Annotated in this window: 13 protein-coding genes; all 13 read left to right on the top strand. The window is 61.1% G+C overall.

From position 1 onward, the window contains the following. Positions 1-863 (top strand): thiamine pyrophosphate-dependent enzyme (locus K0F85_RS11975; RefSeq protein WP_257572709.1); only part of this gene is annotated, 863 nt, incomplete at its 5' end. A 241-nt stretch (positions 864-1,104) separates the two neighbouring features. Then, positions 1,105-1,518 (top strand): nuclear transport factor 2 family protein, encoded by a 414-nt coding sequence (locus K0F85_RS11970; RefSeq protein ID WP_219116247.1) that lies wholly within the window; start codon positions 1,105-1,107, stop codon positions 1,516-1,518. Between the two features lie 25 nt (positions 1,519-1,543). Then, the gene (locus K0F85_RS11965; protein ID WP_219116246.1) at positions 1,544-2,983 is read left to right on the top strand and encodes an FAD-binding oxidoreductase; all 1,440 of its coding nucleotides are present in this window, start codon (positions 1,544-1,546) and stop codon (positions 2,981-2,983) included. Positions 2,984-3,106: 123 nt separating this feature from the next. Continuing rightward, complete coding sequence (tauA, locus tag K0F85_RS11960; RefSeq protein ID WP_219116245.1) at positions 3,107-4,159, top strand: taurine ABC transporter substrate-binding protein; 1,053 nt, start codon at positions 3,107-3,109, stop codon at positions 4,157-4,159. Positions 4,160-4,243: 84 nt separating this feature from the next. After that, the gene (locus tag K0F85_RS11955) at positions 4,244-5,059 is read left to right on the top strand and encodes a taurine ABC transporter ATP-binding protein (protein WP_219116244.1); all 816 of its coding nucleotides are present in this window, start codon (positions 4,244-4,246) and stop codon (positions 5,057-5,059) included. A gap of 79 nt (positions 5,060-5,138) precedes the next feature. Beyond that, on the top strand, positions 5,139-5,933 hold the full coding sequence (locus K0F85_RS11950) for an ABC transporter permease subunit (RefSeq protein WP_257572738.1): 795 nt from the start codon (positions 5,139-5,141) through the stop codon (positions 5,931-5,933). A gap of 281 nt (positions 5,934-6,214) precedes the next feature. Next, the gene (locus tag K0F85_RS11945; protein WP_219116242.1) at positions 6,215-7,648 is read left to right on the top strand and encodes an amino acid permease; all 1,434 of its coding nucleotides are present in this window, start codon (positions 6,215-6,217) and stop codon (positions 7,646-7,648) included. Continuing rightward, a complete protein-coding gene (locus tag K0F85_RS11940; RefSeq protein ID WP_219116241.1) occupies positions 7,641-8,861 on the top strand; it encodes a molybdopterin-dependent oxidoreductase in 1,221 nt (406 codons plus the stop codon). Before K0F85_RS11945 ends, K0F85_RS11940 begins: the two co-directional genes overlap by 8 nt. A gap of 10 nt (positions 8,862-8,871) precedes the next feature. Beyond that, positions 8,872-9,492: a c-type cytochrome gene (locus K0F85_RS11935; protein ID WP_219116240.1), complete on the top strand. Its 621-nt coding sequence runs from the start codon at positions 8,872-8,874 to the stop codon at positions 9,490-9,492. Next, positions 9,455-11,557 (top strand): YDG domain-containing protein, encoded by a 2,103-nt coding sequence (locus K0F85_RS11930; protein ID WP_257572708.1) that lies wholly within the window; start codon positions 9,455-9,457, stop codon positions 11,555-11,557. The genes K0F85_RS11935 and K0F85_RS11930 overlap by 38 nt, the downstream gene beginning before the upstream one ends. A 156-nt stretch (positions 11,558-11,713) precedes the next feature. Continuing rightward, a complete protein-coding gene (locus tag K0F85_RS11925) occupies positions 11,714-12,556 on the top strand; it encodes a sulfotransferase (RefSeq protein ID WP_219116238.1) in 843 nt (280 codons plus the stop codon). A gap of 290 nt (positions 12,557-12,846) precedes the next feature. Next, positions 12,847-14,334, top strand: a complete 1,488-nt coding sequence (locus K0F85_RS11920) for a glycoside hydrolase family 19 protein (RefSeq protein WP_257572707.1) — start codon at positions 12,847-12,849, stop codon at positions 14,332-14,334. 104 nt (positions 14,335-14,438) lie between these two features. Beyond that, positions 14,439-14,713: carbohydrate-binding protein (locus tag K0F85_RS29120; RefSeq protein WP_306984376.1), on the top strand; the 275-nt coding region annotated here is incomplete at its 3' end.

The following is a 14,713-nucleotide window of genomic DNA, read 5'->3' as shown; positions in this document are numbered from 1 at the left end:
ACAACAAGATGCTGGGCCTGGTGAAAAAGATTTCGGTGGGCATCTGCGGCGATGCCAAGGCAGCCGCCAAAGCCATCCTGGCGCGCCTGGATGGCAAGACGCTCGATTGCGACGCGACGCGCGCCGAGCGCTATGCCACCGTGCAAGCGGAGAAGGCCGCGTGGGAAGAGGAATTGACCAACTGGACGCATGAAAAAGATGCGTACAGCCTGGATATGATCGAAGAGCAAAAGAAAGAGCCGGGCAGCTATCTGCACCCGCGCCAGGTCTTGCGCGAGCTGGAAAAAGCCATGCCGGAAGACGTGATGGTGTCGACCGACATCGGCAACATCAACTCGGTGGCCAATAGTTACTTGCGCTTCGAAAAGCCGCGCAGCTTCTTTGCGGCGATGAGCTTTGGCAACTGCGGCTACGCGTTTCCGACCATCATCGGCGCGAAAGTGGCCGCACCGCACCGTCCGGCCGTGTCGTATGCGGGCGACGGCGCCTGGGGCATGAGCCTGATGGAAACGATGACCTGCGTGCGCCACAACATTCCTGTCACGGCCGTGGTCTTCCACAACCGCCAGTGGGGCGCGGAAAAGAAAAACCAGGTGGATTTCTACAACCGCCGCTTTGTCGCCGGTGAGCTCGACAACCAGAGCTTCGCGGAAATTGCGCGCGCCATGGGCGCCGAAGGCATCACGGTCGACAAGCTGGAAGACGTGGGTCCGGCCTTGAAGAAAGCCATCGACATGCAGATGAATGAAGGCAAGACCACCATCATCGAAATCATGTGCACGCGCGAGCTGGGCGACCCGTTCCGCCGCGATGCGCTGAGCAAACCCATCCGCCATCTGGACAAATATAAAGACTATGTTTGATTACTGAGCCAGCGGCCAAAAGCTGGGGTCAGACCCGGCGGGTCTGACCCCGGAATTTGCGACTTTGGTGTTGTGACCAAATTCTCACAGATTATCACTAAAACATCATAATTTCATTAAAGAATACAAGGCGTCCCGTTTTTTGGATTATTTGATTTGACAAGGCCATGCTTAAGGCTTAAATTCAATAAAAGACAAAAAACGGAACGTAGCGTATCAAAAACGATTTACGGAGACAAGAATGAACACACGCACACCTACCACCGTCGTTACTACTGATTTTCTGCAAGCGTTCGGCGATGCCTGGAACCGCCACGATATCGAGGCCCTGATGGCCGCCATGACGGACGATTGCGAATTCCACGCCGTGGCCGGCCCTGACTTGCTGGGCAAGAGTTTTATTGGCCGCGACGCCGTGCGCGCCGGCTTCGAGCTGGCCTGGCAAACGTTCCCCGATGCCGCCTGGCTCAAGCCCGAGCATTTCGTCAGCGGCGAGCGCGGCGTGACGGAATCGACCTTTGCCGGCACCAAGGCGGACGGCACGCGCATCGAAGCGCGCATGGTCGACATCTTCACCTTCCGCGACGGCAAGATCGCCGTGAAGAACGCCTTCCGCAAGGATCGCCCACCGGTCGTCACGGCTGCCAAAGCCTGAGCCAGCACGTTCACCAGGAATGACCATGAACAAACCTGTCGACACCCCGCCTGGCGTACTGGGCAACAGCACGGCCGCCCGCACGCCCTACGATCCCGCCTTCGATCCGCTGGTGGCCCAGCGCCCCGGCCACGGCAATGCCTACGCGCCCACCTACTGGATCGGCACGGCCGGCGAACCACCGGCCGATGACGGCCCCATCACGCATGACATCGACGTCGACGTGGCCATCATCGGCTCGGGTTTTACCGGTCTCTCCTGCGCCATCTTCCTGGCGCAGGAACACGGTATCAAGGCCACCGTGCTGGAAGCGAACCGCGTCAGCTGGGGCTGCAGCACGCGCAATGGCGGCCAGGCCCAGTGCACGACGGGCCGCCTGAAGCGCTCGCAGTGGATAGACCGCTATGGCATGGACACGGCCTTGAAGTTGCACGCGGAAGTGTGCGATGCGATGCAAACGTTCAAGAAGATCACGGCCGACATCGATTGCGACCCGCAACCGGGCGGTCACCTGTACATCGCCCACAAGGCGAAAGCCATGCCCGCGCTGGAAAAAGAAGCCAAGGTCATGCGCGAGATCTTCAAATATGACGCCCGCATTCTCGATGCCGACACCGTCAAGCGCGAATTCGTCGACGACAAGGAAGCGGCTGGCGCGCTGCACGAGCCGGAAGGTATCGGCATCCACGCGGGCAAGCTGGCGTTCGGCTACTTGCGCAAGGCGCGCGCGTTGGGCGCCAAGGTGCACCCGTCCAGCCCCGTGATGGGCTGGGAAACGCGCAACGGCGTGCATTATCTGCAAACGCCGGGCGGCGTGGTGCGCGCCCGTGCCGTGGCCGTGGCCACGGGCGGCTACACCTCGCCCCATCTGCATCCGCAAGTGAAGAACCGCTTGTTGCCTATTTTGTCCAACTCGCTCGTCACGCGTCCGTTGACCCCGGCGGAAATCGAGGCGTGCAACTTCCGCACCCACCAGGTGATCACGGATACGCGCATCTTGCGCCACTACTACCGCTTGATGCCGGACAAGCGCGTGCAGATCGGCAGCCGCAGCGCCATCACGGGCGCCGACGCGCCGGACGACAGGTACAAACAGTTTTTGATCAACGATCTGCACCGCAAGTTCCCCGCGCTGACCGGTATCGCCATCGATTATTCGTGGTGGGGCTGGGTCGACGTCAGCCACGACATGATGCCGCGCATCGTGCAGCCGGACCCGAAGCAATCGATTTTCTATTCGCTCGGTTATGGCGGCAACGGCGTCATGTACTCGGCGCAGGCAGGGCGGCGCATGGCCGAACGCATCGCTGGCAAGGCCAGCGACACGGGCTTGCCGATCTTCAATTCGAAACTGCCGTATCCCAACATGATGGAACTGGTCGAGTCGCAAGCGTTTGCCCCGTTCCGCCGCCTTGGTCAGCGCTTCCTGTACCGCTGGTATCACTTGAAGGATGAAGTGTTTTAAATAGTAATAGCAGCCGCCGTACTAAGCCGCCGCATGCGTTGACATAGATCGACCAGCGGCGCCTCCCGCAAGGGATGAGATTGCCCGCACGTTCACACATAACAATAAATCTTGGAGTGAGACATGAACACAAATACGAGCAAAAACACGGTTTTTTCAACGATGCGCCGTGCCGTCCTCGGCACCCTGGTGCTGGGCCTGGCGGTCGCCTCCAGCGGCACGGCCTTGGCACAAGGCAAGGAAGTGACGATTGCCTACCAGGAAATCAACGGTCCCTTCCTGGTGGCGATCGCCAGCGGCGAAGTCGAGAAAACCACCGGCTATAAAATCAACTGGCGCAAGTTCGATTCGGGCGCCAAGGTGGCGACCGGCATGGCTTCCGGCGACGTGCAGATCGGCGTCATCGGGTCCAGCCCCCTGACGGCAGCCGTCAGCCGCGGCGTTGATCTACAGCTGTTCTGGATCATCGACGACATCAATGAAGCCGAAGCGATGGTGGCCCGTAGTGGCGCCGGCATCAGCAAACCCACCGACTTGCGCGGCAAGAAGATCGCCGTGCCGTTTGTGTCCACCACGCACTTTCACACCATGTTCGCGCTGGAAACCTGGGGCATCAAGCCATCCGAAGTGAAATTGCTCAACATGCAGCCAAACCAGATCGCCGCCGCCTGGGAGCGGGGCGATATCGATGCCGCCTTCGTGTGGGACCCGGCCTTGAGCAAGCTCAAGCAAAGCGGCAAGGTGCTGGTCACTTCCGGCGAACTGAGCAAGAAGGGCAAAGCCACCTTTGACGGAATGGCCGTCGAGCGCGCCTGGGGCGAGGCGAATGCCGACTTCATGGCCAAGTTCGTCAAGGTGATGGCTGCCTTTGATGCCGACTACCGCGCCAATCCCAAGGCGTGGACCGTCGATTCGCCGCAAGTGAAAGCCAACGTCAAGCATTCGGGCGCGGCTGCCAAAGACGTGGCCGCTTCCGTGGCCCTGTACGCCTACCCGTCGCTACAGGAACAGGCTTCGCCGGCCTGGCTCGGTGGTGGCGCGAAGGGCGGCGTGGCGCAAGCCTTGCTGGCCACGGCGCAATTTTTGAAGGGCGAAGGCAAGATCGACACCCTGGCAAGCGATTACGCCAAATATGTGACACCGAAGTATGCACAGGCCGCCGGCCTGCTGAAGTAAACGTTGTGCGATGGCGCGCCCGTGGGTGCGCTGGTTGAACAGAATGCGTTGAACTGAAGTGACTACACCTATGCGGGGCACACGATGGAAAATCTCTACGTCAAGGATGTCAGCGTGATTTATCCGGGCAAGACGGCCGGTGAACGCGTACATGCCTTAAATAATATCAACCTGACGATCAATAGCGGCGACTTCGTCGTCGCGCTGGGCGCCTCCGGTTGCGGCAAGACAACCTTGCTGAGCCTGATGGCGGGCTTTATCGCCCCGTCCAAGGGCGACATCATGCTCGGGGACAACAAGGTGGAAGGGCCGGGCGCCGACCGTGGCGTGGTGTTCCAGAAACACGCCTTGCTACCGTGGCTGAATGTGATGGAAAACGTGGAATTCGGCTTGAAGCTGCAAGGCGTGACTAAAGCCGTGCGGCGCGAACAGGCGGCGAAAAACCTGGCGCTGGTCGGTTTGAAGGACTTTCACGACAATATGATTTATCAATTGTCGGGCGGCATGCAGCAAAGGGTCGGCATCGCCCGCGCCCTGACCAGCAATCCCGCCATGCTGCTGATGGATGAACCGATGGCGGCGCTCGACGCGCTGACGCGCGAAACCATCCAGGAATTGCTGCTCGACATCTGGGCCAAGTCCAGCACCATGTTCTTCTTCATTACCCACAGCGTCGACGAGGCGCTGTTCCTGGCGAACCGGCTGATCGTCATGTCGCCCCGTCCGGGCCGCATCACGCATACGTATGAACTCGATTTCAACAAGCGCTTCCTCGAATGCCGCGATGCGCGCGCCGTGAAATCGAGCCCGGACTTCATCAAGATGCGCGAAACGGTGCTCAATATCATTTATGGCGATGAACGCGCAGTCAGTAAAGAACTGGAGGTGTCCCATGCATAGCCCATCCGTCGCGGGATTTCCGCCCACTAACGCCAAGCGCGCCGGCTTTTTTGCGCGCCTGTTCGCCCCCCGCTGCGCCATGCCCGGCGAAGCGTTCGGCGCACCGGGGCAGGGCAATTCCAGCCGCATCGCCAGCGTCACCGTCGTCGCCGTGCTGCTGCTGTGGTTCGGCGTGACAGCCAGCGGCATGGTCAAACCGCTGTTCTTGCCGTCGCCGCAAGCCGTCTATGAAAAATTCATCATGGCGGCGACCACCGGTTTCGGTGGCGCCACCCTGTGGGAACACACGGTCGCCAGCCTGGTGCGCGTGTTCGGCGCCTTTGGCCTGGCTTGCCTGCTCGCCATTCCCATCGGCGTGATGATGGGCGTCAATCGCGTGGCGCGCGGCATCTTCGATCCCTTGATCGAGTTCTACCGTCCGTTGCCGCCGCTTGCATACCTGCCACTGGTTATCATCTGGTTCGGCATCGGTGAATTCTCGAAGGTCTATCTGATCTTCCTGGCCATCTTTGCACCGATGGCGATTGCGGCACGCGCCGGTGTCAGCTCCGTATCGCTGGAGCAAATCCACGCGGCCTATTCGATGGGTGCCACCCGTTTCCAGGTGATCGTGCACGTGATTTTGCGTGCCGCGATTCCGGAAATCCTCACCGGCATGCGCATCGGCATCGGCGTGGGCTGGACCACCCTGGTGGCTGGCGAGATGGTGGCGGCCACGCGCGGCCTCGGCTACATGGTGCTGAGCGCGTCCGAGTTCCTGGCCAGCGATGTCGTGATCATGGGCATTATCGTGATCGGCTTCTTCGCTTTCCTGTTTGATTTGATGATGCGTTACCTCGAACGGTCCCTCGTGCCATGGAAGGGCAAGGTGTAAGACGTTCCCGGGAGTGGCGCGCACGCCACAAGTGATGCCGCCGCTCCTGTTTTTTTAAGCCGCCATACCCCGTAAGTATCCTCCAGCGCGCTTGTCCCTTGGGCGCCGCGCCGGGCCGCTGCATTTCCAGATTGACTTATGGCATGCAGCCAACCAGACTGATTTGATGATGTATCGATGCTGCTTGACGGTGTTGCCTAAATAAAACAAAGCCGCGCGGCAGAAACCAGGCCGCAGCAGGCGAGGGCGCACCGAGCTTCAGATATTACTAGGAGACACACATGATTAGCGATAACCACAACAACACCGGCCTGCAGCACTCGCTGAAGCAACGCCACATGAGCATGATCGCCATCGGCGGCGTGATCGGCGCCGGCCTCTTTGTCGGCAGTGGCGTCATCGCCAAGGCCGCCGGCCCGGCCGCCATCCTTTCCTTCTTGCTCACGGGCGGCCTGGTCGTCCTGATCATGCGCATGCTGGGCGAACTGGCCTCGTCCCTGCCCGTGGTCGGCTCCTTTTACGAATATGCGCGCCTGGCCTTCGACGACAAGCCGAAAGTATCGAAATTCCTCGGCTTCATGAGCGGCTGGATGTACTGGTATTTCTGGGTCGTCGTCGTGGCGCTGGAAGCCATCGCTGGCGCCAAGCTGGTCAACTTCTGGCTGCCCGACGTGCCCTCATGGTCGATCAGCCTGGTCTTGCTGGTGTCGATGACGGTGCTCAATCTGTTCTCCGTGAAAGCGTTTGGCGAATTCGAGTTCTGGTTCGCCTCGATCAAGGTGGTCGCCATCGTCGTCTTCCTGTTTGTCGGTGCCCTCTTCATCACGGGCAGCTTGCCCAACAGCATCCCCAGCCTGGGTTTCCTGACCAGCAACGGCGGCTTCATGCCGCACGGCTGGGGACCCGTGCTCAGTGGCGCCGTCGCCGCCACGGCCTTTTATTCGGGCGCCGAAATCGTCACCATCGCCGCCGCCGAAACGTCGGACCCGGCCAAGGCCATCGCCCGCGCCACCAATTCCGTCATCACCCGCGTGCTGATGTTTTATGTAGGGTCCATGTTTGTCGTCGTCTGCATCGTGCCCTGGGATTCGCCGGCCATCGCCACGCCCTTCGTCAGCGCCCTGACCGTCATGAATATCCCGTACGCAGCCCACATCATGAACGCCATCATTTTGACGGCCGTGCTGTCGGCCTTGAATTCCAGCCTGTACGCCTCGTCGCGCATGATTTTCGCGCTGACGCGCCGTGGCGACGCGCCTACCGGCCTGGTCAAGCTGAGCAAGAATGGCGTGCCCATACGCGCTATTTTGTTCAGTACCTTGTTCGCCTATTTCGCCATTGCCGTGTCGTATGTGTCGGCCGACCTCGTGTTCCCCTTCATCGTCAATTCCTATGGCATCCTGATCCTGTTTGTCTACCTGCTCATTGCGATATCTCAATTGCGTTTGCGTCGTCGCCTGGAGCGCGAGTGCCCGGAACGCATCAAGGTGCGCATGTGGCTGTTTCCTTACCTGACGTATTTCACCATCATCGCCATGCTGGTGATCCTGGGGGCCATGAGCGTGTCGTCCGATACGGAGCAGCGCGTATCGTTCTGGTTCGGCCTGTTGAGCGTGGTCATCATGAGCGTCATGTATTACATTAAGAAGCTGGTCAACGATGACCGCAACGGCGGTGAAGCGGCCGACACCAAAGTGGAGCTCAAACATGTCTGACACTACCTTGTTGCCCGCAAGCCGGCGCCGCTTCCTGCGCACCACGGCCGCCCTGGGCGCTGCCGCAGTGGCGGGGCCGACACTTGCAGCCTCTGTCACCTTGCCGTTTGAAAATGGCGAGCGCGAACTGGTGGCCTTTCCGCAAAAGCGCCCGCTGATCCTTTTGACCAGCCGTCCGCCCCAGCTGGAAACGCCGTTCAGTGTCTTCAACGAAGGCGTGCTGACCCCCAACGACGCGTTTTTCGTGCGCTATCACTGGAGCGGCTTGCCTACCAGTATCAATGGCGACAGCTACCGCCTGCGCGTCGCCGGTCTGGTCAAGACGCCGCTCGAGCTGTCGCTGGCGGAACTGAAACAGCTGGCCGACCCGGTGGATGTGGTGGCCGTGACGCAATGCTCGGGCAACAGCCGCGGTTTCTTTGCCCCGCGCGCGAATGGCGGGCAGCTGGGCAATGGCGCCATGGGCAATGCCCGCTGGACGGGCATTGCCCTGAAAACCGTGCTGGAAAAGGCCGGTATCGGGGCCGGGGCCGTGCAGGTTGCCTTCAATGGACTGGAAACGCCGCCCGTGGGCGACGGCCCGGATTTTCAGAAAGCCTTGTCCGTCGAACACATCATGGCCGGCGACGTGCTGCTGGCCTGGGCCATGAATGGCGAAGACATTCCCTTCCTCAACGGCTATCCGCTGCGCCTGATCGTGCCCGGCTATTACGGCACTTACTGGGTCAAGCACCTGAGCGACATCAGTGTGCTCGACAAGCCCTTCGACGGTTTCTGGATGAGCACGGGCTACCGCATTCCCGACAATGGCTCCGGCTTCATCGAGCCGGGTACGCCGGTGGGCAAGACGACCCCGATCAGCCGCCTCAACGTGCGCTCCTTCATTACCAGCGTGCAAGATGGCGCGCAGGTAAAGGCGGGGCGCGACCTGGCCTTGCGCGGCATCGCTTTTGATGGCGGCCACGGTATCAGCGAAGTGGCGATTTCAGTCGATGGCGGCCAGAGTTGGCAGGAAGCAACGCTGGGCAAGGACCTGGGGCGCTTTTCCTTCCGCGAATGGACGATGCTGTTGAAGGCGCCGCGCAAGGGCAAGCATGTGCTGATGGTGCGCGCCGTCAACCGCATTGGCCAGAGCCAGCCGATGAAAGCCCTGTGGAATCCCATGGGTTATATGCGCAACGTGGTGGAAACCACGCGCATCCAGGCAGTTTGAGGAGGATCACATGCTGATAAGAACACTAGCCACCGTCGTGGCCTTGACGCTTGCCGGCAGCGCGGGCGCGCTGGAAATCCATTTACCGCCGGAAACGGCAACTTATCAACCCAGCGCATTGCCCGGCTACCAGCTGGTGCAGCGCAACTGCATGACGTGCCACGCGGCCCAGTATGCATCGAGCCAGCCGCCTGCCTCGCCGCGCGCCTACTGGGAAGCCACCGTCAAGAAGATGAAAAAGCCGTTCGGCGCCCAGTTTGACGATGCGGACATGCCCGCCATGGTCGATTACCTTGTGAAAACCTATGGCGCGGAGCGGGGTGCCGCAACAACGGGCGCGGCCGTCGCCAGGCCAGCAGCAGCGGCGGTTCCGCCCGCCAATGGCAACAATGTCCAAACCATGCTGGCGGCGAATGGCTGCATGGCATGCCACGCCCTCGAGCAGAAAGTGGTTGGCCCCGGCTTTGCGGAGGTGGCGGCCAGATACCGGGGCAAGGACAGTGTTGCTGCCGTGGCGGCGAACATCCGCAGCGGCGGCGCCGGCAAATGGGGCCCCGTGCCCATGCCGCCATTCAGTCAGCTCAGTGTAGCCGATGCGGCGACCCTGGCGAAATACGTGCTGTCCAGGTAGTGCTTGGCCAGTTCAGCACGGTAACGCATTTCCTCCCGTCTTCCTCTCCACAGTCCTCCCGCATGTCAGCCCCCGGCTGATATGTTGGAGGCTTGTCACGTCGAGATGCCTCGCGGAAGTTCAAGCAGCCTTCCGTCCCCGTCCCCGTCCCCCATCGTCAAAAAACAATTCATCCATAATCACGCCGAAAGCTCTCACGGTGACGGGCGTGACGGCGTCGAACCGGGCTTACGACGGCTCCCGGCAGGCATCGCTGTCGGGCGGCGTATTAAGCGGCTTGGTCGGTTTGGAAATGCTTAACCTGGACTTGTCTGTCCAGACTGGCACTTTCAGCGACAAGAACGCTGCTTCGGCCAAGGTCGTCACAGTCACGGGGGCGACGGTCACCGATGGGAGCGGTCTGGCCAGTAACTACGCTTTTAGTGACGCCACCGGGGTGACGGCCGATATCGCCAGGGCGAGCATCAGCAGCGTGACGAACATAGGTGTCGACAACAAGATATATGATGGTTTGATCACGGCCACGCTCAACGGTGCGGCGAACCTCACTGGCAAGATCAGCGGCGATACGCTGACGCTGGCCGGCAGCGGCGCCTTCAGCGACAAGAATGCGGGCGTGGGCAAGGTCGTGTCGGTCAGTGGCCTCACCCTGACAGGCGTTGATGCGGGCAACTACATCCTGGGCAGCACCACGTCCAGTGGCACGGCCGATATCACGCCGAAGGCGCTGACGGTGACTGGCCAGGTGGCGGGCAGCAAAGTGTATGACGGCAATGCGGTGGCGCAAATCAGTGGTGGCAGCCTGGTCGGCCTGGTGGCTGGCGAAACCCTGGTCATCGCCGGCCAGACGGGGGCATTCAGCGACAAGAACGCGGGCAATGCGAAAACCGTGACAGTCAGCGGCACCACCTTGCTCGACGGTTCGGGGGCGGCCAGCAACTACACGGTCAGCAACTCGACCGGCTTGACGGCGAGTATCACGCCGGCGTCCATCAGCGCCATTGCCGGTATCGTGGCGGCGAACAAGGTGTATGACGGTGGCACGGCAGCCAGCCTGAACCTGGCGGGCGCCAGCTTCAATGGCATGGTGGCCGGCGACGTCTTGAGCCTGGCCAGTGTCCCCGTGCTTGGCACGTTCAGCGACAAGAATGTCGCGATCGGCAAGAGCGTGACCATCAGCGGTCTGGGCCTGGCCGGTGCCGATGCGGGTAACTATGTGCTGGTTAGCAACCAGGCCAGCACCACGGCCACTATCACGCCAGCCGCCTTGACGGTCAGCGCCAGCGGCATCAACAAGGTGTATGACGCCACCACGAATGCCGTCATTTCCTTGCGCGACAACCGTCTCGGCAATGATCAACTGAGTATTATCAGCAATGGCGCCAGCTTCAGCGACAAGCATGCGGGCGTGGGCAAGACGGTGGCGGTGGCCGGCATACGCCTGAGCGGCGCGGATGCGGGCAATTACGTGGTCAACAGTACCGCCAGCACCACGGCCACGATCTCGCAAGCGGCGCTGACGGTGAAAGTCGATAACGCTGAAAAAGACCAGGGACGCGCCAATCCTGACTTCAGCGCCAGCTATAGCGGCTTGCTCGGTGGCGACACGGTGGCCGCTGAAGTGAGCGGCAAGCTGGCGTTCAGCACGTCGGCGACGACGGGCTCGGCAGCCGGCAATTATCTGGTCTCGGCAGCGGGCCAGGCGTCAAACAATTACGCCCTGAACTATGTTGACGGCGTGCTGAAAGTCAAGCCGACGGAGGCGCTGCAAAGCGCTGTCGCGAGCGTGATCGCGGCCGTCGCCGTGACGCCATCGCAAGGCAATATGGTGCAGGCCGACATGATCGTCAGTGGCGAGACGGCGCCTGTCAAGCCCGCAGGCACGCAGGATGGGCCGCGCGAGGGAGAGCAGGGCGGCTCGGGCAGCGCACCGGTGGTGCAGCTGGCCGGCAATGTCGTCAGCAATGTCTTGCCAGGCTTGCGCCTGAGCGTGGTGGACAGCGGCCTGCGCCTGCCGACCGACGCTGGCGGCAACACGCGCCAGCAAAGCCAGGAAAACCAGTAAGGCCTGCGGCGTCACCGCATGCTGGCGTTGGAATGCCGCTTCGTGTTTCGAAGCGGCATTTTTTAGTCCCTCGCGTCGTCGCAACACTCTTATAATGAGTGCACCTTCCCCTTGTTTTTCGTCAGAAGAGCGGCGCCGAACTGAAAGTACAATCGCATGACATCCCATTTTATCGGCGTGGCCGGTTTGCCACGCGCGGGCTCCACCTTGCTGTGCCAGTTGCTGGCGCAGCATCCCGACCTGCATTGCGAAGGCAATAGCTCGCCCCTGTGCAACGCCTTGCTGGGCATGCGGCGCATGGTCAGCGACGATGCCTTTTTCCTGTCGCAGCTCGATAGTTCTTTCGATGCCAGTTATGGCCACCTGAAAACGGCCATGCAGGGCTTCCTGCGCGGCTGGTACCAGGATTGCGGCAAGCAGGGCGTGGTCGACAAGAACCGCGCCTGGCTGCATTGCGTGGAAATGCTGCTGCAACTGGCGCCGGAAGCGAAAATCATCGTCTGCGTGCGCGAACTGGGGCAAGTCTATGGCTCCATCGAAGCGCAGCACCAGCGCACCATCCTTGTCGACTTCATCGATCACCTGGCCGATTTCGACCGCATGGGAAGGGCCGACATGCTGTTTGCCAAGGACCGCAGCATAGGCGCTCCCCTGAGTTCCCTGAGTGCCGTGCTGGACTTGCCTGCCGCAGTGCAGAAAAAATTGTATTTCGTGCGCTTCGAAGACTTGATGGCGCGGCCGGTGGAGTGCATGTCGCACCTGTACGCATGGCTGGGCCTGGCGCCATGCCAGATCGATCCGCAGAATCTGGCCGTGGGTATCCAGGAAAGCGACAGCCATTACCGCATGAAATACACGCATCGCCAACAGGCGGTGATCTGTGCCCCCGGGCCGCATGCGATACCGCCGCGCATCCAGGCGCAGATCGAAAGCGCGTATGGCTGGTTTTATGACCTGTATTATCCGCAACACCAGCGTGCGGCAACGCCATCCGCCTGAAAACACGCGCGGTAGTGACAAGACCACTTGCCGCGCCGCTGCCGGCGCGGTATTGCCCGCAGTTGCTGAGAAACGCTGTTTTTGTCCTCCCCCCATTCTTCGCTTCGCATGCCGCAGCCGGACCGCCTGAAGTCACTGGTATTGTAAAAAACACCGTTGTATAAAACCACTTGACTACCAATTTCTGGCGTCGCATTCTCTGTGCAGAAAGCCGACGCTTCGCTGTGCTTTCTTTACGTACAACATAAAAAGCTACTTCGATAGTTTTCGTATAACGTTCAGGAGACATTGTGAAGACACGGCAAATTAGCCGGCTGGCCTCGCCTATGATGGCTGGCCTGCTGGGCAGCGCGCTGCTCGCTTGCGGCGGCAATTCCACCACCGAACCCCCATCGACCCTGCTGGCCGCAACGGCCGCCAGCGATAGTTGCGCGGCCTGGAGCGCCGCTGCCGTCTACACGGCGGGGCAGTGCGCCGTCTACGACGGCAAGGTGTACCGGGCCAAATGGTGGGTACAGGGCACGGCGCCGAACAACGAGCAGTGGGGGCCGTGGAGCCTCGATACGACCACCCCGACACCAACGCCCACACCGACACCGACCCCGACACCGACACCGACACCGACACCGACACCCACCCCGACACCGACACCGACACCCACCCCGACACCGACGCCCACGCCCGGCGTGCCCACCAAGGCCCAGGCCGAGGCGAACGAGGCGGCGTTGACGAATAACGATTTCTTTCGCAAGGTCAAGGCCTCGATCCGTACCCTGGGCAATACGGCCGTCGAGGCCGTGCAGCCTGGCCTGGCCAGCAATCCGCTCAACGTCAAGCGCGTCGAGCGCCTGCTGCCGGCGGCGAAGTGGGATTATTATTTTGCCGCGCGCGACGCCAGCTATACCTACCGGCGCTTCCTGCAAGCCGTGGCCAAGTTCCCCGCCGTGTGCGACGACTATGGCGACGGGCGCAATGCGGATGCCATTTGCCGGCATAGCCTGGCCACCATGTTCGCCCACTTCGGGCAGGAAACGGGCGACCACAACGCCAGCAGCCCCTTGCCGCAATGGCGCCAGGGCTTGAAGTATTTGCGCGAACTGGGCTGCGACGAGATGGGTGCGGGCTGCGGCTACAACATCGAATGCGCCGATCCCGTCTTCAACAAGGTGTGGACTTGCGGCAAGAATGCCGACGGTAGCTTCAAGAAGTATTTCGGCCGCGGCGCCAAGCAACTGTCGTACAACTACAACTACGGCCCATTCTCGCAAGCCATGCATGACGGCGACCAGTCCGTGCTGCTGAAAAATCCGGACCTGGTCGCCTCGACCTGGCTGAACCTGGCCTCGGCCACGTTCTTCTTTGTCTATCCGCAGCCGCCGAAGCCGTCGATGCTGCACGTGCTCGATGGCACCTGGGTGCCGAACGCGGCCGATATGACGGCTGGCGCGGGCAATAATTTCGCCACCACCATCATGATCATCAATGCCGAATGCGGGCAGGGTACGGAAAAGCAGGCCGCGCAAAACCGCATCGATTACTACAAGCAGTTTGCCGCCGACATGGGCTGGGATTATTCCGGCGAACAATTGTCTTGCGCCAACATGCAACGCTTCACCCCGGCCAGTTCCGCGTCCTACAACATCTATTGGGAAAAGAACTGGAATGCCGGTGGCGAGAACCAATGCCAACTGGTCAGCTACCAAACCCCGTACAGCGCCTTGCTGGCCGGGAACTACGTGAAATGCGTGGAAGCCAACTGGAATGTGAGTTTGCAGTAACAGCAAGTGCAGGACTAGCCAGCCAGGGATAACAGTTGACAAGAGCCCCTAGAGGGGCCTGCAACGCGCTCTCGATGTACAACCATAACGGAGACCCATACCACATGAAATCGAATGCATTATTGATGGCCCTGCTTAGCGGCGTGCTTGTCGCTTGCGGCGGCGGCCAGGAAGGCACGACCGCCACGCCAAACACCCTGCTCGCCGCCGTCGAGGCGTGCGCCGTCTGGGATGCCGCCACCGTCTACACTGGCGGCCAGTGCGTGCTTTACCAGGGCGTCAGCTACAAGGCCAAGTGGTGGACCCAGGGCAATGTCCCCAGCGCCGCCGACCAGTGGGGCCCCTGGGCGGTGATCGATACGCCAACGCCAACCCCAAC

The organism is Janthinobacterium sp. UMAB-56, from assembly GCF_900095265.1.
GTDB lineage: Bacteria > Pseudomonadota > Gammaproteobacteria > Burkholderiales > Burkholderiaceae_D > Janthinobacterium.
This window is presented reverse-complemented; position numbering and strand designations above follow the sequence as displayed.